Source organism: Inhella sp. (assembly GCF_027532025.1).
In the GTDB taxonomy this organism is placed as follows: Bacteria; Pseudomonadota; Gammaproteobacteria; order Burkholderiales; family Burkholderiaceae_C; genus Inhella.
Window position 1 is genome coordinate 1 of the sequence record NZ_JAPZSY010000118.1, and the last position, 1,008, is coordinate 1,008.

Annotated in this window: 1 protein-coding gene; it reads left to right on the forward strand. The window is 67.4% G+C overall.

Features of this window, described 5'->3' with window-relative positions:
* A partial coding sequence (locus O9335_RS14425) for an IS5 family transposase (protein ID WP_298389327.1) occupies positions 1-940 on the forward strand: 940 nt, incomplete at its 5' end.
* Positions 941-1,008: the final 68 nt, after the last annotated feature.

Below are 1,008 nucleotides of genomic sequence, written 5' to 3' on the forward strand. Positions count from 1 at the left end.
CGTCGACACCACGGTGCAGAGCAAGGCCATCGCGCACCCCACCGACAGCCGACTGCTGGAAGTCGCTCGCGACAAGATTGCCAGGCTGGCCAAGCGCGCCGGCATCCAACTCAAGCAGACCCACGAGCGCGAGGGCAAGGCGCTGCGCCGCAAGGCCGGCGGCTACGCCCACGCCAAGCAGTTCAAGCGGCTGCGCGGCGTGCTCAAACGCCAGCGCACGATCCTGGGCCGGCTGCTGCGAGAGGTGCGCCGCAAGATGGGCGGCCTGGCCGACGAAGCCCGCGTGCGGCTCGACGCCTGGGTGCAGCGGGCCGAGCGCATCCAGCAGCAAGGACCGAAGGACAAGAACAAGCTGTACGCGCTGCACGCCCCGGAGACCGAGTGCATCAGCAAGGGCAAGGCGCGCAACCCCTATGAGTTCGGCGTGAAGGTCAGCCTTGCCGTCACGCACCAGCAAGGCCTGATGGTCGGGGCGCGCAGCTTCCCTGGCAACCCGTATGACGGACACACACTGGCCGCGCAGATCGAGCAGACCAACACCCTGCTGCAGGACATCGGGGTCAAGCCGCACACGGCGATCGTGGACCTGGGTTACCGGGGCGTGGACAAGGATCTGGCGCCGCTGGAAGTGATCCACCGTGGCAAGTTCAAGTCGCTCACGCCCAAACACAAGACGTGGCTGAAGCGGCGCCAGGCCATCGAGCCGCTGATCGGCCACGCCAAGGCTGATCACCGCATGGACCGCTGCTGGCTCAAGGGCGCCGAGGGCGACGCGTTGCACGCGGTGCTCTGCGCGGCGGGCTTCAACATCCGCTGGCTGCTACGGGCCATCGCCAAGATGGGGCTGGCGGCCCTTTTGTTGGCCCTGACTGGCCTGGCCGTGTATGCCGCCGCCCTGACTCGGCCGACGCTCGGATCGCCTCAGGGCTCGGCAACTTGATCACCGCCCAATCCCCCGCCACTTCAACACCGCCTGTTCGGGTGGAACTGGATTTTGCAAGTCCGACT